Below are 22,210 nucleotides of genomic sequence, written 5' to 3'. Positions count from 1 at the left end.
TGGGCGGTAAGAAAGCTGCTTTCTTTGGTGACTTTCTTTGCAGCCGCAAAGAAAGTTACCCCCGCCCCGGGGAGGGGCAGTGCTAATAGACCGACGTGAAAGCAGGAAGTCCATGGAAGCGCAAACCAACAGAAGCAACCACGCGAAGCCCGAGAGCGAAGACCCCGCTCCGGGGAGGGGCAGTGCTAATACACCGACGTGAAAAGCGGGAAATCCATGGAAGCGTATGGCAAACACAAAGAACCACGCGAAGGCTCAGAGCGAAGACCCCCGTCCCGGCGAGGGGCAAGCGCCAACCGACCCACCCCAACGGCAGTCAGCCCGTCAATCTCGCTTGCCGCGCTAAAATCCCCCCTTTACCCTCCATCCCGGCGCCCTCGGCGCCACTCCCCCGGCGTGCAAAAAATCCTGATCGTCCGCGTGTCGTCGCTTGGCGACGTCGTCCACAACATGCCGGCCATTGCCGACATCCGCCGCCGCTATCCGGATGCGCAGATCGACTGGCTCGTCGAAGAAAGCTTCACCAGTCTCGTCCAACTGGTCCAAGGCGTACACCGCGCCATCCCGTTCTCGCTCCGACGCTGGCGCAAGTCGATCGCTTCCCCAGCCACCTGGCGCGAGATCGGCCAGTTCAAACGCACGCTCGCCGCCGAAAACTACGATCTCGTCATCGACTGCCAAGGCCTCATCAAAACCGCATGGGTCGCAAGCTGGGCCCGCGGGCCGCTCGCCGGCCTCGCCAACCGCACCGACGGCGCCGGCTTCGAATGGCCCGTACGCTTCTTCTACGACCGCCGCGTGCCCGTCGAGCCGCGCACCCACGTCGTCGAACGCACTCGCAAGCTGGTAGCCGCAGCCCTCAGCCTGCCCGACCCGCAGATGAGCGACGACATCGACTTCGGCCTCGACACGCGGCGAGCGACCCTCGCCATCTCCGAACTCGGTCTCAACCTGCCCGTGCCCTACGTCGTGTTCGTCCACGCCACCTCGCGCGCCGACAAGCAATGGCCCGAAGCCGCCTGGATCGAACTCGGTCAGGCGCTCGTCACGCGCGGCGCGTCACTCGTGCTGCCCTGGGGCAGCGAAGCGGAACGCGCGACCAGCGAAAAGCTCGCGAAGGAATTCGGCGCGGCAGCCATCGTGCCGCCCAAACTGTCGCTGCCCGCGGTGGTCGGGCTGATCGAGGGCGCGGCGGCAACCGTCGGCGTCGATACCGGTCTGGTGCATATTGCCGCGGCGCTGAAGCGGCCGACCGTCGAGTTGTACAATTTCTCGACCGCCTGGCGCACCGGCGGCTACTGGTCGCCGCAAGTCGTCAATCTCGGCGACGCAAGCCGCCATCCCACGCTCGCAGACGTCAAGACCGCGCTCGCGGGATTCGGCCTGCTGTAGCGCGCTAGCGCACGGCCCGCACGCGCGGGCAACGCGCGGGACAACACGGCGGTCATTCAAGCTCGAAGCAAGGTCATAGTCACATGACGGAATCGCAAATCATCGAAGTCGCCTCGGCCGACTGGCACGGAAAAAATCTCTCCGTGCCGCGCGAGACGCTGCTGGCCGGCGTCGAAAACGGCAAGGTGCTGTATTTTCCTAATCTGCATTTCGCGATCGAAGGCGGCGAACGCGCGCTGCTCGATCCAACAATCGCCGATCCCAAGCGCAAGAACATCAGCCTCGCGCCCAACGGCGGCGCGCTGAACGGCGTACTCGGCGATGCCGTGATGCAGTCGGCCGTGCGCTCGCTCATCAAGCGCTATCAGGACAACGCGCGCTCGCTCGTCGACGGCCTGTTTCCCGAATACGACGGCAAGCTGCGCGTCGCGCCCACCAGCCTGCGGCTGCATCAGGTCGAAACCCGCGAGACCTCGTGGCGCAAGGACGACAGCCGCCTGCACGTCGACGCGTTCCCATCGCGCCCGAACTACGGCGAGCGCATCCTGCGCGTGTTCACCAACATCAACCCGCAAGGCGCGCCGCGCGTCTGGCGCGTGGGCGAGCCGTTCGAAGACATGGCGCAGCGCTTCCTGCCCGGCATCAAGGCGCAGGCGCCCGGCGCCGCATGGCTCATGAACCTGCTGCACATCACCAAGTCGCGGCGCAGCGAATACGATCATCTGATGCTGCATCTGCACGACGCAATGAAAGCCGACCTCGACTATCAAAAGGTCTCGCCGCAGGAAACCATGCCGTTCCCGCCCGGCTCGGTGTGGGTCTGCTTCTCGGATCAAACCTCGCATGCCGTGATGTCCGGCCAGTACATGATGGAGCAGACCTTCTTCCTGCCCGTCAAGGCCATGGCCCGTCCCGAGTGCGCGCCCCTTGGCATTCTCGAACGCCTGAAGGGCAGGGCGCTCGTTTGAGCGGCGCCGCTTCTCCCAGTCTGTCCGCCCGCGTGCTGCGACGGATCTACCGCGCGCTGTGGTGGATCGTCGCGCCGCTCGCGGTGCTGCGGCTCCTCATTCGTTCGCGCAGGGAGCGGGGATATCGCGAACACATCGGCGAGCGCTTCGGACGCATGCCGTCGCACGGCGGCCGCAGCGCCGGCGATCTCGCACCGCTCATCTGGGTCCACGCGGTATCGGTCGGCGAGACGCGCGCCGCACAGCCGCTCATCGACGCGCTGATCGACGCGCATCCCGAAGCACGCATCCTGCTCACCCACATGACGCCGAGCGGGCGCGCTACGGGCGTCGAGTTGTTCGGCGACCGCGTGCTGCGCAGCTATCTTCCCTACGACCTGCCGATTCTCGTGCGGCGCTTCTTGCGGGCATGGCGGCCGTCGCTCGGCATCGTGATGGAAACCGAGGTCTGGCCGACGCTCATCGACGAATGCAAGCGCGCCGACGTGCCGCTCGTGCTGACCAACGCGCGCATGTCGCAGCGTTCGTACCGGCGCGCGGCGAAGTTCGGCCGCGCGGTGCGCGAGGTGTTCGGCGGCTTCTCGCGCGTACTCGCGCAGACGCCTTCCGATGCCGAACGACTCACCGCGCTCGGCGCCCGCAATGTCGCGGTGCTCGGCAATCTGAAGTTCGACATGAGCGCCCCGCCCGAACTGATCGCGCGGGGCCAGGCATGGCGCACGGCAATCGGCGACCGCCCGGTGTGGGTCGCGGCGAGCACCCGCGAAGGCGAGGAAACGCTCGTGCTGCGCGCGTTCGCGGCGCTGGACATGCCGCACGCGCTGCTGATTCTCGTGCCGCGTCATCCGCAACGTTTCGACGAAGTCTCCGCGCTGCTGTCGAGCCATGGGCTGACGAGCGCGCGCCGTTCGGTCTGGGCGCCGAAACCGGCCGCGGCGGGTTCCGGCGCCGACACGCCCGAGCCGCTGCCAGCCGGTGTGCAAGTCCTGCTCGGCGATTCGATGGGCGAACTCGGCGCGTATTACGCCGCCGCGGATGTGGCGTTCATCGGCGGCAGCCTGTTGCCGCTCGGCGGACAGAATCTGATCGAGGCGTGCGCGGCGGGCGTGCCGGTGCTGATCGGCCCGCACACTTTCAATTTCACGCAGGCCACGCGCGACGCCATTGCCGCCGGCGCCGCGCTGCGCGTCGAGGATCCGCAGGAACTGGGGCGCGGGCTGCGCGAGATTCTTCAGGATCGCGCCCGGCGGCTGGCGATGAGCGCGGCGGCCTCGGCCTTCGCGGCGGCGCATCGCGGCGCGACGGCGCGCACAGTGAGCGTGCTGGGCGCGTTGCTGGAAGAAAGCGAGGCGGCGCGCGATGTCGCGTCGCTCGCCGAATAACGTTCAGCGCGGGTTGCGGGCGAGCAGTTCCGTCACGCAGCGCGCGAAGCGCTCGTTGCTCGCGGCAATTCCATACTCTTCGGCGCGTTCGGACGCGCGCTGCTGCATGCTCGTGCGCAGCGCATCGTCGGTCAGCACGCGATGCAGCGCCTGCGCGAGCTCATCGACGGAACCGACTGGAAAAAGGATGCCGAAGCGGCCGTCGCCGAGAATCTCGCGCGGACCGGTCGGGCAGTCGCTGGCGATCACCGGCTTGCCGAGCGCGAGCGCTTCGAGCAGCACCATCGGCATGCCTTCGTAGCGCGAGCTCAGCACCTGTAGCCGGGCGCCCGCCGCCAGCGCATGCGGATTGTCGCGCTGACCCATGAAGTGCACGCGTCCGCTGACGCCCAGCTCTTTCGACAACGCTTCCAGTTCGCCGCGAAACGCGCCGTCGCCGACGATGACGAGATGCTCGCGAATGGCCGGATCGCGGATCAGTTGCGCGTAGGCGCGCAGCAGGGTGCGATGGTCTTTCTGGATTTCATCGAGACGCGCGACCGAAACGATATACGGCGCATCGCAGGGCGGCGTCTGCGCTGCGGCGCCGTTGCTGCGAATGCGCTCGATGTCGATGGCATTGGGCAGCGTGAACAGCCGTTGCAGCGTTGCCCCGAACATGGCGCGGGCTTCGTCGGCCATGTGCTGGTTGAGCGCCGCGACGCCGTGATAGCGGGCGAACTGCGTCCCGAGCCGACGTTGTTTGCGCGGCCGGTTGGCGAGACGCGCGTCGAAACTGAAATGATTGACGCCGAGCCATGCCACGTCGAACTGTCCGGCAAGACGGCGCAGCGACATGTCGTAGTCGACGATCAGCGCATGGCGCCGCGCAAGGTCGGCCACGCGGCGCTTCACATACGGACGCACGGCGAGCGTGTTGAACACGTCGCGCCCGACGCGGCCGAGCTTGCTCAGGTTCTGCGCGTAGCGGCGTTTCTGGAAGTGATTGAGCCAGTCCTGGTCCGCGAGGATTTCGATGGCGACATCGGCCGGCACGAGCGCGCGAAAGCGCTCCTCGAAAGCGGGCGACGGATGCATGACCGACAGCGTGACCGTGAAGCGGCTGCGGTCGAATACGTGCAGCCATTGCATCAGCGACGACTCGATGCCGCCGTTGCCGAAGTCGACGATGTGAAACAGCACCGGAATACGGCCGGCCGGAAAATGCGCGGGTGAACGAGGGGACAGGGCAGCGATGGACACCGTGCAGCGCCCGCCGCACAGCGCGGGCGTGGAATGATTGCGAAGCCGCCATGCTACCGCATGCGCGTGCCGCGCTCATGAAGCGGCGCGCGCTGCGACATCAATTCACGAAACCAGCAAGCCCTTCTTCTCGATGAACGCGATCACCTGCGCCAGCCCTTCCTGCGCCTTCAGATTGCACATGACGAAGGGGCGTTCGCCGCGCATCTTGCGGGCGTCGCTTGCCATGATGTCAAGGTTCGCGCCGACGTGCGGCGCAAGATCGGTCTTGTTGATCACCAGCAGATCCGACTTCGTGATGCCCGGTCCGCCCTTGCGCGGAATTTTCTCGCCGCCCGCGACGTCGATCACGTAGATCGTAAGGTCGGAGAGTTCCGGGCTGAAGGTCGCCGCGAGATTGTCGCCGCCCGACTCGATGAACACGATATCGGCGTCCGGAAACTTCGACACCATGCGATCCACCGCTTCGAGGTTGATCGACGCGTCCTCGCGGATGGCCGTATGCGGGCAGCCGCCTGTCTCCACGCCCATGATGCGCTCGGCCGGCAGCGCGCCCGCCACCGTCAGCAGCCGCTGATCTTCCTTGGTGTAGATGTCGTTGGTGATGGCGACGAGATCGTAGCGCTCGCGCATTGCCTTGCAGAGCATTTCGAGCAGCGTGGTCTTGCCGGAGCCGACCGGCCCGCCGACGCCGACCCGCAAGGGCGGCAGTTTCTTGGTTCGGCGGGCGGCGGCGGAATAGGCGGGTGCGTTCATGAGTCGGGCTAGGAACGAAAGAGTCGGGAGTATTGTGATTCGTGCCGCGCGGACAGGATGCCCAGTTGCGGCGCGAAGGTGTTGATCCGGTCAGGCGGCGTATCGAGCGCGCGGCGCACGGCATCGTCGATGGGTCCGCGCAACGCGACGATGATGCGCTGCCCTGCGAGCTGGCCGAGCGGCACGGCCTTGAGCGCGGCGGCTGCCTGGTTCTCGACCCAGCTGAACGCGTAGGCAGCGAGCGCGGCGTCAGGCGCGGCGTCGTGCGCGAAGGCGGCAAAGGCGAAGGCGGTGGGCTGTGCGATCGGCTTGAGCGATGCGAGCGTGTCGCGGCGCGCCGCATCGCCCCATTCGAGCGACGCGCACAGCTGCGCCAATGACCAGCCCATCTGCTCGGTCTCGCGCCGCAACTCGGCCGATTCGCGGCTGGCGAGGTAGGCGTCGTTGGCGGCGCGGAGCGCGGCTGCGTCTTGCGTGCGCCAGGCATCGATCTGATGCGCGAGCAACGGCAACTCGCCGCGCGCGAGCACCGTCGAGAGACCGCTTTCGATCCACTGGCGCGCGCTGTCGCCGTCATGGATCAGGCCGTGCTCGATGGCCGCTTCGAGCCCTTGCGAGTAGCTGAACGCGCCGATCGGCAAGGCCGGCGACGCGAGATGCAGCAACGCCGTGAGTTCAGCGATGCGCATGGCCGTGGTGCTTGTGGCCGTGATCGTGATCATGGTCATGGTCATGCGAGTGATCATGACCGCATGACGAGTGATCGTGGTCATGCGAATGATCGTGGCCGCATGACGAATGATCGTGCGCGTGATCATGCGCATCGTGCGCATGCCCGTGATGCTCGTCGAACACCTTCTGCGCGAGCGCATAGTCCTCGCTGAAGGTTTCGTCGTGACCATGCTTGTGGCCGCCGCCATACGCGCCGGTCTCGGGCTGGAACGGCTGCGTTTCATGCGCCACCAGCACGCCAAGGCGCTTCAGCATGTCTTCGAGCACCGCATCCGCTTCGAGCTTCAGATAGTCCGCGCCGACTTCCACCGGCGTATGGCGGTTGCCGAGGTGATAGGCGGCGCGCGTCAGCAGTCGCACGCTAGGCGCGCGCACGACCAGCACGTCTTCCGCTGCAGCGACGACGCGCACGAAGCCGCCGTCGTCGGCAACCAGCATGTCGCCATCTGCAAGCACGGTGCCGCGCGGCATCACGAGCGCGACTTCCTCGCCACTGTCGAGCGTCGCGGCGAGACGGCTCTTGCAGCGCGCATCGAAGGGCAGCGTCAGGGTGGGCGCGCGCTTCACGAGCACGGGCGCGAGTTTCGCGGTCAGGCGTTTGTCGATCGTACGCATGGCATTCGGCATGGCATCAGAACAGGAAATAGCGCTGCGCCATCGGCAGGACGGTGGCGGGGTCGCAGGTGAGCAATTGTCCGTCGGCGATCACCTGATAGGTCTGCGGATCGACGCTGATGGACGGTTGCCATGCATTGTGAATCATGTCGGCCTTCTTCACATTGCGGCAATTCCTTACCGCGACCACCTGCTTGCTCAGACCGTAGCGATCCGCGATGCGCGCTTCCATTGCCATCTGCGACACGAAGGTGAGCGAGGTCTTGCCGAGCGCGCCACCGCGCGTGGCGAACATCTCGCGGTAATGCACCGGCTGCGGTGTCGGAATCGAGGCGTTCGGGTCGCCCATCTGCGCCAGCGCGATCATGCCGCCCTTGACGATCAGCGAAGGCTTCACGCCGAAGAACGCCGGTTCCCAGAACACGAGGTCCGCCCACTTGCCCGGCTCGATGGAGCCCACTTCATGCGCGATGCCGTGCGTGATCGCCGGATTGATCGTGTACTTGGCGACATAGCGCTTGGCGCGGAAGTTGTCGTTGCGTCCGGTGTCCTCGGGCAGCGCGCCGCGTTGCACCTTCATCTTGTGCGCCGTCTGCCAGGTGCGGATGATCACCTCGCCGACGCGGCCCATCGCCTGCGAATCCGACGACAGCATCGAGAGCGCGCCCAGATCGTGCAGGATGTCTTCGGCCGCGATGGTCTCGCGGCGGATGCGCGACTCGGCGAACGCGATGTCTTCCGCAATCGACGGATCCAGGTGATGGCACACCATCAGCATGTCGAGGTGTTCGTCGAGCGTGTTGATGGTGTAGGGGCGCGTCGGGTTGGTGGAGGAGGGCAGCACGTTCGATTCGCCCGCGACCTTGATGATGTCCGGCGCATGCCCGCCGCCCGCACCTTCCGTGTGATACGTATGGATCGTGCGGCCCTTGAACGCGGCGATGGTCGTCTCGACGAAGCCTGCCTCGTTCAGCGTGTCCGTGTGGATGGCGACTTGCGTGTCGGTATCGTCGGCCACCGAGAGACAGTTGTCGATGGCCGCGGGCGTCGTGCCCCAGTCTTCATGCAGCTTCAGGCCGATCGCGCCGGCCTTCACCTGTTCGATCAGCGGCGCCGGCAGGCTCGCGTTGCCCTTGCCGAGGAAGCCGAGGTTCATCGGCCAGCCGTCGGCGGCCTGCAGCATGCGCTCCATGTGCCACGGTCCCGGCGTGCAGGTGGTCGCGTTGGTGCCGGTCGCGGGGCCGGTGCCGCCGCCGAGCATCGTGGTGACGCCGCTCGCGAGCGCTTCGTCGATCTGCTGCGGGCTGATGAAGTGGATGTGCGTATCCACGCCGCCCGCCGTGACGATCAGCCCTTCGCCCGCGATCACTTCCGTGGCCGCGCCGATGGCGATGTTCACGTTCGGCTGGATATCCGGATTGCCGGCCTTGCCGACGGCGAAGATGCGCCCGCCCTTGATGCCGATGTCGGCTTTCACGATGCCCCAGTGATCGAGGATCAGCGCGTTGGTCACGACGGTATCGACCACGTCCGCGGCGGCGCGTTGCGACTGGCCCATGCCGTCGCGGATCACCTTGCCGCCGCCGAACTTCACTTCTTCGCCGTAGGTGGTGAAGTCGCGCTCGACTTCGATGATGAGTTCGGTGTCGGCGAGGCGCACGCGGTCGCCGGTCGTCGGGCCGAACATTTCCGCATAAGCGCGGCGGCCGATGCGTAGCGTCATATTCTCAGCGTCCTTTTGCGGGAATGATTTAGAGCGGACCCATGACGAGGCCGTTGAAGCCGTACACATGGCGGTCGCCCGCGAGCGCCACGAGTTCGACCGTGCGTTCCTGGCCCGGCTCGAAGCGCACAGCGGTGCCCGCCGCGATGTTCAGCCGGAAGCCGCGCGCCCGCTCGCGCTCGAACTTGAGCGCCGCATTGACTTCGTAGAAGTGATAATGCGAGCCGACCTGCACCGGCCGGTCGCCATGATTCGCGACGACGACCGTCACGGTCTCGCGGCCCGCGTTGAGTTCGTGCTCGCCGTCATCGATGAAATATTCGCCGGGGATCATCAGCGTCGCTCTGCTCAGGGAATCGGATGATGGACGGTCACGAGCTTCGTGCCGTCGGGAAAGGTCGCTTCGATCTGGATGTCCGGAATCATCTCGGGAACGCCTTCCATCACGTCGTCGCGGGTGAGCAGCGTGGTGCCGTAGTGCATGACCTCGGCGACGGTCTGGCCGTCGCGCGCCGCTTCCATCAGCGCGGCCGAGATGAACGCCACGGCCTCGGGATAGTTGAGCTTCAGGCCGCGCGCACGGCGGCGCTCCGCGAGCAGCGCCGCGGTGAAGATCAGCAGCTTGTCCTTTTCTCTGGGTGTCAGTTTCATGAGCTTCTTGGGCAGTAAGGCGTGACGGGCCGCGCCATGCTAGCACCGGAACGTCCTGTTTCGTTAGCCTGCTTCCGTTCTTACGAGCGGCTTGCGGCTCACTGGATGAAGCGCTGCAACTCCACGGTCGAGGGCCGTTCGAAGATGGCGTCCGGCGCGCCGGATTCCCACACGCGTCCCTGATGCATGAACACGACCTTGTCGCTCACCTTGCGCGCGAAGCGCATCTCGTGCGTGACCATGATGAGCGTCATGCCGTCGCGGGCGAGGTCTTCCACCACGGCCAGTACTTCGCCGACGAGTTCGGGATCGAGCGCCGAGGTGATCTCGTCGCACAGCAGCACAGTGGGCTTCATTGCGAGCGCGCGGGCGATGGCCACGCGCTGCTGCTGGCCGCCGGACAACTGGTCGGGATAGGCGTCGAACTTGTCGCCGAGGCCCACGCGTTCCAGCACCGAATGCGCGGTGGCGCGGGCCTTGGCCTTGTGGATCTTCTTGACCACCGTCTGCGCGAGCATCACGTTCTGGCCGGCGGTGAGATGCGGGAACAGGTTGTATTGCTGGAACACCATGCCCACCTTGAGGCGCAGCGCGCGCAGGTCGGCGTGGCGCGCGTCCATGTGCTCGCCGTCGATTTCGATCGACCCTTCGTCGATGCTTTCCAGCCCGTTCAGCGTGCGCAACAGGGTGCTCTTGCCCGAGCCGCTGCGTCCGATGATCGACACCACCTGGCCGCGCTCGACGGAAAAGTCGATGCCCCTCAGCACCGGGTTGGCGCCGAACTGCTTCTGGAGATTGCGGGTTTCAACGAGCGGCATGCCATTTCCTTTGAAGCGTGCGTGCATAGCGCGTGAGCGGATAGCAGAGCACGAAATAGATCACGGCCACGAGGCCATATACGAGGAAGGGCTGGAAAGTTGCATTCGAAATCATCGTGCCGGCCTTGGTCAGCTCGGTAAAGCCGATGATCGAGACCAGCGCCGTGTCCTTGACCGCCTGCACGGCGAAGCCGACTGTGGGACCGACCGCGATGCGCAGCGCCTGCGGAAGGATCACGTGGCGCAGTTGCTCGAAATAGCTCATCGCCAGCGACGACGACGCTTCCCACTGGCCCGTCGGCACCGCTTCCACAGCGCCGCGCCAGATCTCCGCGAGATAGGCGCTGGTGAAGAGCGTGAGGCCGATCGTCGCGGCGAGCCATGGCGCGACATCGACGCCGAGCAAGGGCAGGCCGAAGAACACGAGGAACAGCTGCATCAGCAGCGGCGTTCCCTGGAACACCTGGATATAGCCCTTGACGAGCATGCGCAGGACCTGCGACTTCGACACGCGCATGACGAGCAGCGCGAAGCCGACGATGCCGCCCAGCACGAACGACACGATGGACAGCACGATGGTCCAGCGCGCCGCCAGCAACAGGTTCTCGACGATCTGCGCGAGAGTGAATTCGATCATCGCGCGTGGCTCCTGCTGGCGGTGAGAAAGCGCTTGCCGGCGGCGTTGAGGACGGTGCGCAACGCGAGGGCCATCACGAGATAGGCGCCGGTGATGAAGAAGCACGTCTCGAACGCGCGGAAGTTGCGCGACTGGATATAGCTCGCCGCATAGGTGAGATCGGGCACGGAGATCTGCGAGACCACGGCTGAGCCGAGCATCGTGATGACGATCTGGCTCGTCAGCGCGGGGAATACCTTGGCGAGCGCCTGCGGCAGCACGACATGGCGGAAGGTCTCGCCGCGCGACAGCGCCAGCGATGCCGCCGCTTCGTGATGTCCCTTCGGCACGGCCGCGATGCCCGCGCGGATGATCTCGGTGGAATAGGCGCCGAGGTTGAGCGTCATCGCGAGAATGGCGGCGACGTACTCGCTCAGGTGGATGCCGAGCGCCGGCAAGCCGAAGAACACGAAGAACAGCTGCACGATGAACGGCGTGTTGCGGATTGCCTCGACATACGCGCCGACGAGCGTGTTCAGCCACTGACGCGGACTGTCGCGCCCGGCCGCGCCGAGCACGCCGAGCGAGACGCCCAGCGCGGTCGAGACGGCGGTGAGCGCAAGCGTCGTCGCCGCGCCGCTCGCGAACATGCCTGCGTATTGCGTGAGATCGGCGAACTCAAGTTCATAGGCCATGCTGTGCCGCGCTCCCGATCAGAGGCTGGCGGGCAGCGGCTGCCTGAACCACTTCTTCGACATGCCGTCGAGCGTGCCGTCCTTCTTTGCCTGCGTGATCGCACCGTCCACTTTGGCGAGCAGACGCGGCTCGTTCTTGTTCATGCCGACGAAGCACGGCGAATCCTTGATGACGAACTTCGCTTCGGGGCGGCGCGGCGGATTCTTCGCGAGGATCGCGGCCGCGACGATGTTGCCCGCCGCGATCAGCTGCACCTGTCCGGAGAGGAAGGCGGAGATGGTCGCGTTGTTGTCCTCGAAGCGCTTGATGGTGGCGTTCGGGGCCATCTGCGAGAGCGCGATCTCCTCGAGCGCGCCGCGCGTGGCGCCGACGGTCTTGCCGGTGAGATCGGCGGGGCCGGCAACCTTGATGTCGCCGGGGCCGAACACGCCCTGGAAGTAGGGCGCGTAGGCCGTCGAGAAGTCCAGCACCTTCTCGCGCTCCGGCGTCTTGCCGAGCGACGAGATCACGAGGTCCACCTTGTTGGTCGTGAGATAGGGGATGCGGTTGGCGCTGTTGACGGGCACGAGTTCGAGCTTCACGTTCAGCGATTTGGCGAGCAAGGCGGCCATGTCGACGTCATAGCCTTGCGGCTTCATGTCCGCGCCGACTGAGCCGAACGGCGGGTAGTCCTCGGGCACGGCCACGCGCAGCGTGCCGTTCTTCGCGATGGTGTCGAGCGCGTCCGCGTGGGCGGCGAGGGGCGTGAAGGCGATGAGGGAGACGGCAACAGCGGCAAGCGCCGTGCGGCGGGCGCGGGAGAACGGAGTGTGCATCGATGATCCTTCGGTCTTGATTCGGTCTTGAGCGGCCGCGTTGGAAGTGCGGCTCTTGAGCGAAGGCTTAAAGCGAGAGTCGTGCCATCGGGGCGATGGTCTTGTCCAGTCGATGTTCCGGGTTCATGGGCGCTGCGCCTCGCCCTCTTGCGGGGCAGTGCCATGCGCCATTGTGGTGCGTACTAGGTAGTCCACAGGCGAAGCGGGCGCGCTTCGACGCCATGCACGATGGGACGAAGCTGCATCCAGCACGCCGAGAGCGCGTTCTGCAGTGGTTCCATCGAGCGGCTGATGGCGCGCACGATCAGCACGCCTGGCGCGACGCAGGAAGCGGCGGCGCGCAATTCGGCGTCGAACGGCAGGGCGGCGGAGAGGGTTTCGGCGAGCGCATCGTCGCAGGCGGGGCCGATAGCCCATAGCGTGCCGTAGGCCGGAAAGCCCGCGAGGCCCTGGGGCGAGTCACGCAGCGGATCGTCGGCGGCGAGCAGCGTGCGTTCGAGCCAGCGCGTGGTGCCGTCGCGATGCCCGATACGCGAGATCGCGCGGAGATGGCCTTGCGTCCACTTCTCGCCGGCGGCGGCGCGGCCGAGCAGCATGGCGTCCCAGCCGATGGCGGTGGCGTCGTCGTCGAGTGTCAGGTTGAAGTCGAGCTCGATGTTGGACGACTCGAACACGATGTTGTTCTGCGGAAGCCAGTCGAGTTTTGCGCCGGGCGCGAGCGCGATGTCGATGCGTTGCGTGGCGAGCCGGCCGTTGGCCTTGTACCACTTGGTGGCGCCGGGCGTCGTGATGACGGCGTGGGTGTGTTCGTGGAGGCGGATGTCGATGGAGAGCCGGTCGCCGCCCGCGACGCCGCCGGGCGGATGCACGATCACGGCGTGGCAGATGTCGGCTTCGGGGTAGAGCGGGCGTTGCAGCCGCAGCGGCCCTTCGTGCCTGCGATGCGAGCAGACGGTGCGGCCGTGCTGATGCGTGAAGCCGAGTTCGAGGCGGCCGTGCCACACGTGGGGATCGGCGAGGGCGGCGTGCGATTCGTGGTGCATGGGCGAGGCGAGTCAGGGGTGAGTCGGAATCATACGGCGATCAGCTCGCGCACTCCATGCTGGTCCATTTCATTGCCGGCGCCGCCCGCGATGATTTCGCCGCGGCTCATGACCCAGTAGCGGTCGGCGAGTTCGCGGGCGAAGTCGTAGTACTGCTCGACGAGCAGGACGGTCATGCCCATTTCATCGACGAGCTGGCGCAGCGTGCGGCCGATGTCGCGGATGATGGATGGCTGGATGCCTTCGGTGGGTTCGTCGAGGATGAGGAGTTGAGGTTCGCTCATGAGGGCGCGGCCGATGGCGAGTTGTTGCTGCTGCCCGCCGGAGAGGTCGCCGCCACGGCGGTGTTTCATTTCCCTTAGCACGGGGAAGAGCTCGTAGATGCGGTCGGGGATTTTTGATGGCGCCTTGCGGCTTGCGGCGCCGACGAGCAGGTTTTCTTCTACGGTCAGGCGGCCGAAGATGTCGCGGCCCTGCGGGACGTAGGCGAGGCCGCTCGCCACGCGGGAGTGGGTGGGCATTGATGAGATCGTGGTGCCACGCCACGCGATGGTGCCGGTTTTGGTCGGCACCACGCCCATCAGGCAGCGAAGGAGCGTCGTCTTGCCTACGCCGTTGCGGCCCAGCAGGACCGTCAGTTTTCCTTCCGGGACGGTCATCCGCACATCGCGGAGGATGTGGCTGCCGCCGTAGTATTGGTTCAGGTTTTCTATTTCCAACATGGGGTGTGCCCTTGCGGTTGGTGTTGCTCTCTTGCTTGCGCTTGTTGTTGTTTGCTTGCTTGCGCTTCTATGGAATGCCTGTAGTCGCGTCGGTCTATTTGCACTGCCCCTCCCCGGGGCGGGGTTTTGCGCTCTCAACCCTTCGCGTGGGGTGCTTGTGTTCGCCTGCGCTTCTATGGACTTCCTGCTTTCACGTCGGTCTGCTTGCACTGCCCCTCCCCGGGGCGGGGGTGACTTTCTTTGCGGCTGCAAAGAAAGTCACCAAAGAAAGCAGCTTTCTTACCGCCCAAGGTTCACTAGCGGCGCGACACAGAAAAACCTCACTGGCCCTGCACTAGCGAGTGCCCTCACAAGCCTAACCGGGCTTGGATCGCGGACCCACTGTGCAACCGCGCCCTTGAACAGACTGGTGCAGCCCTTGCAGGCTCCGGCGCAGCGCTTCGCGCCGCCGTCCGGTCAATCGGGTCTGCCGGTGCTTGCTTGCTGACCCATCCATCTCGGCTAACGCGTCCATCTCACTGTACCGCCCCGCCCCTCGTTGGTTTCCCTTGCATACCCTTCGGCAGCGCGTAGCGCTGGGCCGGCGCTTTCAATGGCTGCACCAGTTTGTTAAACGGCGCGTTGTCACGGTGGGTCCGCGGTCCACGCCCGGTGTGGCCTATGAGGGCACTCGCTAGTGCCGGGCCAGTCTGGTGTTTCTGTGTCGTGCCGCTGGGTGGTCCTTGGGCGGTAAGAAAGCTGCTTTCTTTGGTGACTTTCTTTGCAGCCGCAAAGAAAGTTACCCCCGCCCCGGGGAGGGGCAGTGCTAATAGACCGACGTGAAAGCAGGAAGTCCATCGAAGCGTATGGCAAACACAAGTAACCACGCGAAGGCCGAGAGCGAAGACCCCCGCCCCGGGGAGGGGCAATGCAAGCAGACCGCCGCGAATACGGGAAATCCATAGAAGGGCAAGCGAACAAACCTTCACCTCCCCAAGTACGATTCAATCACCGCCTCATCACGCTTGACGGAATCCAGCGTCCCTTCGGCCAAAACACTACCTTCGGCCATGACAGTAACCTTCCCATGGTTCCCCGCAAGCGCAGCAACAAATTCCATGTCATGCTCAACAACCATCATCGAACATGAACCGCGCAGCGTGTTCAACAACTCCGCCAGTTCCATCGTTTCATGATCGGTCATCCCCGCCGCCGGCTCATCGAGCAGCAACAACGCCGGCTGCTGCATCAGCAACATTCCGATCTCCAGCCGCTGCTTCTGCCCATGCGACAGTTCCCCCGCCAGCCGCGTCGCCTGATGCTGCAACCGTATCAGCTCCAGCGTTTCCTCGATCCGCGCCTGCGCCTGCCGATCCAGCCGCGCCCGCAGCGAAGCAAACCAGCGCTTGTCCGTCTTCATCGCCAGTTCAAGGTTCTCCCACACCGGATGATTCTCGAACACCGTCGGCTTCTGAAACTTGCGGCCAATCCCCGTACGCGCAATCACCGGCTCCGACAAACGCGTCAGATCCAGCGTCTGTCCCAGAAACACCCGGCCATCGTCAGGACGCGTCTTGCCCGTGATGACATCCATCATCGTCGTCTTGCCCGCACCATTCGGCCCGATCACACAGCGCAACTCACCCACGTCAATGGACAGCGTCAGCTTGTTCAACGCCCGAAAGCCGTCGAAGCTCACCGTCACATCCTCCAGATACAGAATCGTCCCGTGCGATACATCAATCTCCCCAGGCGCAAGCACATGCCCCAGCCCCGCAATCCCATTCAAACCCGTGCGCTCGTCCAGCTGCGGCAGCGGGGGAAGATCCACAATCAATGCATTGTGCGCAGTCATTCCGCTGCCTCCGTCTGCGCCCCGCCATGCGCTTTCCTGCGGCGCACCAGATCAATCAGCCCCATGATGCCGTTCGGCAGCAGCAAAGGCACCAGCGTGAAAATCAGGCCAAGGAAAAACAGCCAGTATTCCGCGAAATACGCCGTGAAAAAACTCTTCGCGCCATTCACCGCAAACGCGCCAATGATCGGTCCGATCAACGTGCCGCGTCCGCCCACCGCCACCCAGATCGCCATCTCGATCGAATTCGCCGGCGACATCTCGCTCGGATTGATGATGCCCACCTGCGGCACGTACAGCGCCCCCGCAATGCCGCACAGCACCGCCGATACCGTCCAGATGAACAGCTTGTACGCAAGCGGGCTATAGCCAAGAAACATCAAACGCGTTTCGCCGTCACGCACGCCCGTCACGACACGCCCCAACTTCGACGTAACAATCCAGCGCGCTGCGAGAAACGCCAGCACCAGCACCGCGAACGTAATCAGGAACAACGCCGTCCGCGTGCCCGCATGCACGACCGGAAAGCCCGCAATGCGCTTGAAGTCGGTAAAGCCGTTGTTGCCGCCAAAACCCGTCTCGTTGCGATAGAACAGCAGCATCGCCGCGAAAGTCATCGCCTGCGTGATGATCGACAGATACACGCCCTTCACGCGCGATCGAAACGTAAAGAAGCCGAACACCCACGCCAGCACGCCGGGCACCAGCACCACCAGCAGCAGCGCGTACCAGAGATGCTCCGTGCCCTCCCAGTACCACGGCAGCTTGTGCCAGTCCAGAAACACCATGAAGTCGGGCAGGTCGCTCTTGTACACGCCCTCGCGGCCGATCGAGCGCATCAGGTACATGCCCATCGCATAGCCGCCCAGCGCGAAGAAGAGCGCATGACCCAGGCTCAGGATGCCGCAGTAGCCCCACACGAGATCCAGCGCGAGCGCGCCAATCGCATAGCACATCAGCTTGCCGACCAGCGTCATCGCATACGCGGATAGATGGAACGTGCTCGTCTCCGGCAGCACCAGCGCCGACACCGGCACGACAATGCCCATCGCGATGACGAGCGCCAGCAGCGCGATCCAGCCTCCGCGCGGCAACAGCGCGGCGCGCGGCGGCAGGCCGAGCGCGAAACCGGCGCGGGCAGCGTCGGCGTCGGGTTGCGGCGCGACGTCGAGATTGGCGGACAGATTGGTCGTGGCGTTCATGTCTCAGGCCTCCGCGCTGCGGCCCTTCAGGGCGAACATGCCCTGCGGACGCTTCTGGATGAACAACACGATCAGCACGAGCACCGCGATCTTCGCGAGCACCGCGCCCCAGAACGGCTCCACCGCCTTGCTGACCAGCCCGAGACCAAAGCCGCCGATCACCGTGCCCGCCAACTGGCCGACGCCGCCCAGCACCACCGCCATGAACGAATCGATGATGTAGCTCTGGCCCAGGTCCGGACCCACGTTGCCGATCTGCGAAAGCGCGCAGCCGCCGAGGCCCGCAATGCCCGCGCCGAATGCAAACGCGTAGGAATCCACCCGCGCCGTCTTCACGCCCACGCAGGCCGCCATGCGGCGATTCTGCGTCACCGCGCGCACGAACAACCCGAGACGCGTCTTGGTCAGCACCGCCCAAGCAATCAACACCACGGCCAGCGAGAAGGCGAGGATCGTCAGGCGGTTGTACGGCAGGATCAGGTTCTGCATCACGGCGACGCCGCCGCTCATCCACGACGGATTCGTCACCTGCACGTTCTGCGCGCCGAACAGGGTGCGCACGGCCTGGATCAGGATCAGGCTGATGCCGAAGGTCGTCAGCAGCGTTTCGAGCGGACGGCCATAGAGATGTTTCAGCACCAGCCGTTCGAGCACGATGCCGACCAGCGCCGCCGCCGCGAACGACACCGGCACCGCAAACAACGGATACCAGTTGAACGCGGCAGGCGCGTAATGCTGCACGAGGTTCTGCACCACATAGGTCGCATAGGCGCCGATCATCAGGAACTCGCCGTGCGCCATGTTGATCACGCCGATCAGGCCATACGTGATCGCCAGTCCCAGCGCCGCGAGCAGCAGGACGCTGCCGAGCGAGAGCCCCGCGAACAGCGTGCCGAAAATCTCGCTGCGGCGCTGGATCGAGTCCAGCGCGTAGAGGCCTGCCTGCGCCGCGCCGCGTACGCGCTCATCGGGCTCGTTCCAGCTGCCGTCGGCCTTCTTCGCGACGATCGGGCGCAGCAGCTCGTACATGTCGAGGTCGTGCCGCGCCGCGACGAGTTGCGCCGCGTCCAGGCGCTTGTTCACGTCGGGATCGTGCAGCGCGGTCATCGCCCAGAGCGTGTCGAGGCGCTTCTTCAATTCAGGATCCTTCTCGACGGCGCGGGCGCGGTCGATCAGCGGCTTCATCGCCGGGTCCGGGCTCTTCAGCAGCGCGGCGATGGCATCGCGGCGCTTCGCGGTATCGGAGGAAGCGAGCTGCAGGCCGGACAGCGCGCCCGACACCTTGCTGCGCAGGATGTTGCTGAGCGTGATCGGCTGCGCATCGGGTGCTTCGACGACCTTGCCCGTGAGCGGGTCCTTGTTGCCGTCGTCGCTCTGGAGATAGACGTGACCGTCGTCGGTCGCGACGGCAGAGCCCTCCGACAGCGCGTTCAGCACAGCAACCGAAGGCGCATCCGCGTTGGCGATGAGCTTGTCGATCGCGGTGGCCTTGGCTTCGAAGTCGTCGCCCGCGAGCGGGGCGAGATCGTCTTGAGTGAGCGCATGCGCCGCGAACGGCGTGAGCGCGATGCACAGCGCGCACAGGATGCGCACGAGGGAACCGGTCATGATGGCCTTTCTAATGAGACTTCGAAGGCCGCGCGGGTGAGCACGCGCGGCCTGTGCGTCAGGCGTCCTGCTTCACGCCATCAATACGGCATGCGCCACGCGTCACGCAGCGCGCACGCGCTGGCGGCGCAGGAACGACGGGATCGAGCTGACCACGTCCGGCTTGCCTTCGTTGCCGGCAATGAACGGGCTCCACGGCTGCGCGCGCACCGCGGTCTTGGTCTTCCACACGACATTGAACTGGCCGTCGCCGCGAATCTCGCCGATCATCACCGGCTTGTGCAGGTGGTGATTGCCGTCCATCGTCAGCGTGAAGCCGGAAGGCGCAGGGAAGGTCTGGCCGATCATCGCAACGCGCACCTTGTCGACATCGGCGCTCTTCGCCTTCTCGACGGCCTGCTTCCACATGTGGATGCCGACGAAGGTCGCTTCCATCGGATCGTTCGTCACGCGCTTGTTTCCGCCCGGCAGGTTCTGCGCTTGCGCATACGCGAAGAATTCCTTCTCGAACTTCGAGTTGTTCGGGTTCTTCACCGACATGAAGTAGTTCCAGGCCGCGAGGTGGCCGACGAGCGGCTTGGTGTCGATGCCGCGCAATTCCTCTTCGCCCACCGAGAACGCGACGACCGGCACGTCGGTCGCCTTCAGGCCCTGGTTGCCGAGCTCCTTGTAGAACGGGACGTTGGAATCGCCGTTGATCGTAGAGACGACCGTCGTCTTTCCCCCCTGGGCAAAGGTCTTGATGTTCGCGACGATGGTCTGATAGTCGCTATGTCCGAACGGTGTGTAGACCTCTTGTATGTCCGCATCCTTGACGCCCTTGGAGTGGAGGAACGCACGCAGGATCTTGTTGGTCGTGCGCGGATACACGTAGTCGGTGCCGAGCAGGAAGAAGCGCTTGGCGTTGCCGCCTTCCGGTCCCATCAGGTACTCGACAGCGGGGATCGCCTGCTGGTTCGGCGCCGCGCCCGTGTAGAACACGTTGCGCGACATCTCTTCGCCTTCGTACTGCACCGGGTAGAAGAGCAGGCCGTTCAGTTCCTCGAACACCGGCAGCACCGACTTGCGCGACACCGACGTCCAACAGCCGAATACCACAGCGCACTTGTCCTGGGTCAGCAACTGGCGCGCTTTCTCGGCGAACAGCGGCCAGTTCGAGGCCGGATCCACGACCACCGGCTGGAGCTGGCGGCCCATCACGCCGCCGCTCTTGTTGATGTCGGCGATGGTCATCAGCGCCGTGTCCTTCAGCGACGTCTCGGAGATCGCCATGGTGCCCGAGAGCGAATGCAGAATGCCGACCTTGATCGGACCGGTGTCTCCCTGCGCGGCCTGGGCTTTCGAAATGGGAAGCTGACCCGCGAGGGCGAGCGCGCCCGACATGGAACCGAGCTTCAGCAGACTGCGACGTTTCATGAGTGTGTTCCCCTTGCCGATATGGTTGTGTGCGCAATGCAATTGCCCGCCGCAATTTGCAAGGGCTATGCCAATCAGGGCGAAATGCCCGGGTGGCGGGCCTCTGGCGGATTTTCAGGGAAGCTTTTACGCAGCCGGGGCAGTGATCGGGGCGGGGTTTTGGTGCACGGGCAGGGGGATGTGCATCGTTGCGGTGCGTGGATGCGAGACGGTGGTTGCGGAAAGGTCGGAGCGCGGGTGTTTCAGGTCGTGATCGTCGGATCGCGGGGACGGTGCTTTTCAGAAATCTCCATTTGGCGAATCGTTAGAATCATCGACGGACTCGACGCTTCAAGGCGTCGGCCAAACAACTTCACGATGCATTCGTTGCGGAAGGCGACAAGAGCACAGTGGCGGCACGCTACGAAGTTCCGCTTGCGGCGGTGAACGCCGCGGTCGCATTCGAAGAAGGGTTGGCCGCGTGAGGAGACGCTTCAGAAATGAGCACGCCGCGCGTGAGCTGGCGGGCGAGGGCGAGGGCGAGGCGGGAGGGGGCAAAGACATGGCAGTCGTGCCGCCCACCGCCTACACGCTTAACGATTCACCATCCGCGCAGGAACGCTCAACGCCAGCACCGCGCCCAGCACCATGAATCCCGCGAGCATGAACATGCCGCTCGCGTTCGACGCCGTGGCCTGCCTGAGCCAGCCGACCAGATACGGGCTCAGGAAGCCCGCCAGGTTGCCGAGCGAATTGATCATCGCGATGCCCGCCGCCGCGCCCGTGCCGGCGAGGAACGCCGTCGGCAGGCTCCAGAACAGCGGCAGCGTCGTGAGGATGCCCATCGTGGCGAGCGTGAGTCCGAGCATGGCGAGCGTCGTGTTGCCGGTCCACATCACCGACAGCACCAGCCCCACGGCGCCGAGCAGCGCCGGAATCGCGATATGCCAGCGGCGCTCGCCGGTGCGGTCCGCGCTGCGGGCCGCGTACAGCATGCCGATCACCGCCGCGCCGTACGGAATCGCCGAGAGCAGGCCGACATGCAGCGCATCGGACACGCCCATCGACTTGATGATGGTCGGCAGCCAGAAACTCACGCCGTACAGACCCATCACGAACGAGAAGTAGATCAGGCTCATCAGCCACACCTTCGGGCTCGACAGGATCTTGCCGAGCGGCATGTCCTCCTTCTCGACATTGTCCGCGGCGATGTTGCGTTCGAGCAGTTCGCGCTCTTCCGCGCTGAGCCAGCGAGCCTTCGCGATGCGGTCATCGAGCTTCGCGAGCACCAGCAGTCCGACCAGCACCGACGGAATGCCTTCGAGCAGCAGCAGCCATTGCCAGCCATGCCAGCCGTGCACGCCGTCGAAGTGCGTCATGATCCAGCCGCTGACCGGCCCGCCGATCAGCCCCGAGAGCGCGATCGCCGTCATGAACAGCGTTGTCATGCGGCCGCGGCGGCGCGCCGGAAACCAGTAGGTCAGATAGAGGATGATGCCGGGGAAGAAGCCCGCCTCGGCCGCGCCCAGCAGGAAGCGCATGACGTAGAACATGGCCGGTGTGGTGACGAACATCGTGAGCGCCGAGATGATGCCCCACGAGATCATGATCCGCGCGATCCACACGCGCGCGCCCACACGATGCAGGATGACGTTGCTCGGAATCTCGAAGATGAAGTAGCCGAAAAAGAAGATGCCGGCGCCGAAGCCGTACACGGCGTCCGAGAGTTGCAGGTCGGCGGCCATCTGGAGCTTGGCGAAGCCCACGTTCACGCGGTCCAGATAGGCGACTACGTAGCAGAGCAACAGCAGCGGCGAGAGCCGCCATGCCACCTTGCGATAGGTTGCCTCCTCGAAGGCGGACGGCGCGCCGGCGCCGGGGCGAGGCATCGGATTGGCAGTGCTGGCCATGGTGCTTGTCTCCTTTATGGTTTTCTGGCGCACGGAGTACGTTGCGGAAACGGTCCGCCCGCGATTACAGGCGCGTAAGGATTCTAGCCC

The 22,210-nt window shown here is 65.1% G+C and carries 21 protein-coding genes; 3 read left to right on the top strand and 18 right to left on the bottom strand.

Translation table 11 applies throughout. The features are described from left to right. Positions 1–396: 396 nt before the first annotated feature. The 3 genes from waaC to waaA all read left to right on the top strand — a co-directional run bounded on the left by waaC (position 397) and on the right by waaA (position 3,742). Complete coding sequence (gene waaC, locus QCE88_RS12900; protein WP_309902389.1) at positions 397–1,392, top strand: lipopolysaccharide heptosyltransferase I; 996 nt, start codon at positions 397–399, stop codon at positions 1,390–1,392. Between the two features lie 83 nt (positions 1,393–1,475). After that, positions 1,476–2,360, top strand: a complete 885-nt coding sequence (locus QCE88_RS12895; protein ID WP_309902387.1) for a Kdo hydroxylase family protein — start codon at positions 1,476–1,478, stop codon at positions 2,358–2,360. A 32-nt stretch (positions 2,361–2,392) separates the two neighbouring features. Further along, positions 2,393–3,742 (top strand): lipid IV(A) 3-deoxy-D-manno-octulosonic acid transferase, encoded by a 1,350-nt coding sequence (waaA, locus tag QCE88_RS12890; protein ID WP_309903572.1) that lies wholly within the window; start codon positions 2,393–2,395, stop codon positions 3,740–3,742. 3 nt (positions 3,743–3,745) lie between these two features. On the opposite strand, the gene QCE88_RS12885 is transcribed toward waaA, so the two are convergent. The 18 genes from QCE88_RS12885 to QCE88_RS12800 all read right to left on the bottom strand — a co-directional run bounded on the left by QCE88_RS12885 (position 3,746) and on the right by QCE88_RS12800 (position 22,120). Further along, positions 3,746–4,984, bottom strand: a complete 1,239-nt coding sequence (locus QCE88_RS12885) for a glycosyltransferase (RefSeq protein ID WP_309902384.1) — start codon at positions 4,982–4,984, stop codon at positions 3,746–3,748. A 105-nt stretch (positions 4,985–5,089) separates the two neighbouring features. Beyond that, entirely contained in the window at positions 5,090–5,740 is a 651-nt protein-coding gene (gene ureG, locus QCE88_RS12880; protein ID WP_309809441.1) for an urease accessory protein UreG, read from the bottom strand. Between the two features lie 8 nt (positions 5,741–5,748). After that, positions 5,749–6,429, bottom strand: coding sequence for an urease accessory UreF family protein (locus tag QCE88_RS12875; RefSeq protein WP_309903569.1), 681 nt, complete (start codon positions 6,427–6,429; stop codon positions 5,749–5,751). Beyond that, positions 6,416–7,087 carry an urease accessory protein UreE gene (gene ureE, locus QCE88_RS12870; protein WP_309902382.1) on the bottom strand — a complete coding sequence of 224 codons (672 nt, stop codon included), beginning with the start codon at positions 7,085–7,087 and terminating at the stop codon, positions 6,416–6,418. The genes QCE88_RS12875 and ureE overlap by 14 nt, the downstream gene beginning before the upstream one ends. A gap of 16 nt (positions 7,088–7,103) precedes the next feature. Beyond that, positions 7,104–8,810 (bottom strand): urease subunit alpha, encoded by a 1,707-nt coding sequence (ureC, locus tag QCE88_RS12865; protein ID WP_309902379.1) that lies wholly within the window; start codon positions 8,808–8,810, stop codon positions 7,104–7,106. 28 nt (positions 8,811–8,838) lie between these two features. Then, entirely contained in the window at positions 8,839–9,144 is a 306-nt protein-coding gene (locus QCE88_RS12860) for an urease subunit beta (protein ID WP_309809435.1), read from the bottom strand. A gap of 14 nt (positions 9,145–9,158) precedes the next feature. Next, a complete protein-coding gene (ureA, locus tag QCE88_RS12855; RefSeq protein ID WP_309809433.1) occupies positions 9,159–9,461 on the bottom strand; it encodes an urease subunit gamma in 303 nt (100 codons plus the stop codon). Between the two features lie 98 nt (positions 9,462–9,559). Next, positions 9,560–10,279 carry an amino acid ABC transporter ATP-binding protein gene (locus tag QCE88_RS12850; protein WP_309902377.1) on the bottom strand — a complete coding sequence of 240 codons (720 nt, stop codon included), beginning with the start codon at positions 10,277–10,279 and terminating at the stop codon, positions 9,560–9,562. Beyond that, the gene (locus QCE88_RS12845) at positions 10,266–10,916 is read right to left on the bottom strand and encodes an amino acid ABC transporter permease (RefSeq protein WP_309902375.1); all 651 of its coding nucleotides are present in this window, start codon (positions 10,914–10,916) and stop codon (positions 10,266–10,268) included. Before QCE88_RS12845 ends, QCE88_RS12850 begins: the two co-directional genes overlap by 14 nt. Further along, positions 10,913–11,590 (bottom strand): amino acid ABC transporter permease, encoded by a 678-nt coding sequence (locus tag QCE88_RS12840; RefSeq protein WP_309902373.1) that lies wholly within the window; start codon positions 11,588–11,590, stop codon positions 10,913–10,915. Before QCE88_RS12840 ends, QCE88_RS12845 begins: the two co-directional genes overlap by 4 nt. 18 nt (positions 11,591–11,608) lie before the next feature. Beyond that, entirely contained in the window at positions 11,609–12,406 is a 798-nt protein-coding gene (locus QCE88_RS12835; RefSeq protein WP_309902371.1) for a transporter substrate-binding domain-containing protein, read from the bottom strand. A 182-nt stretch (positions 12,407–12,588) separates the two neighbouring features. Continuing rightward, positions 12,589–13,449: an urease accessory protein UreD gene (locus QCE88_RS12830; RefSeq protein WP_309902369.1), complete on the bottom strand. Its 861-nt coding sequence runs from the start codon at positions 13,447–13,449 to the stop codon at positions 12,589–12,591. Positions 13,450–13,478: 29 nt separating this feature from the next. Next, complete coding sequence (gene urtE, locus QCE88_RS12825) at positions 13,479–14,171, bottom strand: urea ABC transporter ATP-binding subunit UrtE (RefSeq protein ID WP_309902367.1); 693 nt, start codon at positions 14,169–14,171, stop codon at positions 13,479–13,481. A gap of 964 nt (positions 14,172–15,135) precedes the next feature. Further along, positions 15,136–16,005, bottom strand: a complete 870-nt coding sequence (gene urtD / locus QCE88_RS12820; protein WP_309902365.1) for an urea ABC transporter ATP-binding protein UrtD — start codon at positions 16,003–16,005, stop codon at positions 15,136–15,138. After that, on the bottom strand, positions 16,002–17,207 hold the full coding sequence (gene urtC / locus QCE88_RS12815; protein ID WP_309902363.1) for an urea ABC transporter permease subunit UrtC: 1,206 nt from the start codon (positions 17,205–17,207) through the stop codon (positions 16,002–16,004). The genes urtD and urtC overlap by 4 nt, the downstream gene beginning before the upstream one ends. A 3-nt stretch (positions 17,208–17,210) precedes the next feature. After that, positions 17,211–18,815 (bottom strand): urea ABC transporter permease subunit UrtB, encoded by a 1,605-nt coding sequence (urtB, locus tag QCE88_RS12810; RefSeq protein ID WP_309902360.1) that lies wholly within the window; start codon positions 18,813–18,815, stop codon positions 17,211–17,213. 102 nt (positions 18,816–18,917) lie between these two features. Then, a complete protein-coding gene (gene urtA, locus QCE88_RS12805; protein WP_309833010.1) occupies positions 18,918–20,231 on the bottom strand; it encodes an urea ABC transporter substrate-binding protein in 1,314 nt (437 codons plus the stop codon). Positions 20,232–20,803: 572 nt separating this feature from the next. Then, entirely contained in the window at positions 20,804–22,120 is a 1,317-nt protein-coding gene (locus QCE88_RS12800) for an MFS transporter (protein WP_309902358.1), read from the bottom strand. Between the last annotated feature and the right edge of the window lie 90 nt (positions 22,121–22,210).

The sequence above is a fragment of the Caballeronia sp. LZ035 genome (assembly GCF_031451175.1).
GTDB lineage: Bacteria > Pseudomonadota > Gammaproteobacteria > Burkholderiales > Burkholderiaceae > Caballeronia.
The sequence above is the reverse complement of the archived record's forward strand: the minus strand, read 5'-3'. Positions and strand labels throughout refer to the sequence as shown.

Excerpts from the sequence above, each read along its gene's own strand:
- QCE88_RS12895 (WP_309902387.1), top strand. The coding sequence starts at position 1,476 with ATGACGGAATCGCAAATCATCGAAGTCGCCTCGGCCGACTGGCACGGA.
- ureG (WP_309809441.1), bottom strand. The coding sequence starts at position 5,740 with ATGAACGCACCCGCCTATTCCGCCGCCGCCCGCCGAACCAAGAAACTG.
- QCE88_RS12875 (WP_309903569.1), bottom strand. The coding sequence starts at position 6,429 with ATGCGCATCGCTGAACTCACGGCGTTGCTGCATCTCGCGTCGCCGGCC.
- ureE (WP_309902382.1), bottom strand. The coding sequence starts at position 7,087 with ATGCGTACGATCGACAAACGCCTGACCGCGAAACTCGCGCCCGTGCTC.
- ureC (WP_309902379.1), bottom strand. The coding sequence starts at position 8,810 with ATGACGCTACGCATCGGCCGCCGCGCTTATGCGGAAATGTTCGGCCCG.
- QCE88_RS12860 (WP_309809435.1), bottom strand. The coding sequence starts at position 9,144 with ATGATCCCCGGCGAATATTTCATCGATGACGGCGAGCACGAACTCAAC.
- ureA (WP_309809433.1), bottom strand. The coding sequence starts at position 9,461 with ATGAAACTGACACCCAGAGAAAAGGACAAGCTGCTGATCTTCACCGCG.
- QCE88_RS12850 (WP_309902377.1), bottom strand. The coding sequence starts at position 10,279 with ATGCCGCTCGTTGAAACCCGCAATCTCCAGAAGCAGTTCGGCGCCAAC.
- QCE88_RS12845 (WP_309902375.1), bottom strand. The coding sequence starts at position 10,916 with ATGATCGAATTCACTCTCGCGCAGATCGTCGAGAACCTGTTGCTGGCG.
- QCE88_RS12840 (WP_309902373.1), bottom strand. The coding sequence starts at position 11,590 with ATGGCCTATGAACTTGAGTTCGCCGATCTCACGCAATACGCAGGCATG.
- QCE88_RS12835 (WP_309902371.1), bottom strand. The coding sequence starts at position 12,406 with ATGCACACTCCGTTCTCCCGCGCCCGCCGCACGGCGCTTGCCGCTGTT.
- QCE88_RS12830 (WP_309902369.1), bottom strand. The coding sequence starts at position 13,449 with ATGCACCACGAATCGCACGCCGCCCTCGCCGATCCCCACGTGTGGCAC.
- urtE (WP_309902367.1), bottom strand. The coding sequence starts at position 14,171 with ATGTTGGAAATAGAAAACCTGAACCAATACTACGGCGGCAGCCACATC.
- urtD (WP_309902365.1), bottom strand. The coding sequence starts at position 16,005 with ATGACTGCGCACAATGCATTGATTGTGGATCTTCCCCCGCTGCCGCAG.
- urtC (WP_309902363.1), bottom strand. The coding sequence starts at position 17,207 with ATGAACGCCACGACCAATCTGTCCGCCAATCTCGACGTCGCGCCGCAA.
- urtB (WP_309902360.1), bottom strand. The coding sequence starts at position 18,815 with ATGACCGGTTCCCTCGTGCGCATCCTGTGCGCGCTGTGCATCGCGCTC.
- urtA (WP_309833010.1), bottom strand. The coding sequence starts at position 20,231 with ATGAAACGTCGCAGTCTGCTGAAGCTCGGTTCCATGTCGGGCGCGCTC.
- QCE88_RS12800 (WP_309902358.1), bottom strand. The coding sequence starts at position 22,120 with ATGGCCAGCACTGCCAATCCGATGCCTCGCCCCGGCGCCGGCGCGCCG.